At 70.7% G+C, this 549-nt stretch carries 1 pseudogene; it reads left to right on the top strand.

The annotated features are described in order from the left end of the window. A pseudogene (locus K6I34_RS37910) lies at nt 1-311 on the top strand (acyl-CoA desaturase); the annotation flags it as partial. Between the last annotated feature and the right edge of the window lie 238 nt (nt 312-549).

Below are 549 nucleotides of genomic sequence, written 5' to 3'. Positions count from 1 at the left end.
GGGGCGCGGTGGGCGGCCTGCTGTGGGGCGGGCTGGCCCGGATCTTCCTGCTCGACCATGTGACGTGGAGCGTCAACTCCATCGGCCACACGCTGGGCAGCCGGCCGCACCGCACCCGTGACAACAGTCGCAACGTGGCCTCGCTCGCGCCGTTCTCCGTCGGCGGCTCCTGGCACAACAACCACCATGCGCAGCCTTCGCTGGCGCACAACCGGCATGCGTTCTGGCAGATCGACATCGCGGGGGCGTTCATCCGGCTGCTGGACGTGGCGGGGCTGGTGGCGGATGTGCGCTACCCGAAGCGCCGATAACCGCCCGGGGGCTCCGCCCCCGGACCCCGTTCCGGTGCGGTCCGTGGGCCCGTTTGTGCCCACCCGTTCCGCCGTGCGGAACGCCTGCCCACAAACGGGAGGTGAGGCGCAAGCACAGCCGACGGGCCGCACCCCATCAGGGGCGCGGGGAACTGCGCGACCAGCCACAACGCACCCGCAGCCGCACACCGAGCGCACCACCCACCCCAGTAGGCGCAACAAGAAACAAGAAAGGAGT

Source organism: Streptomyces sp. UNOC14_S4 (assembly GCF_020740835.1).
GTDB lineage: Bacteria > Actinomycetota > Actinomycetes > Streptomycetales > Streptomycetaceae > Streptomyces.
Note: the sequence above shows the minus strand (reverse complement) of the source record. Positions and strands in the feature narration are given on the sequence as shown.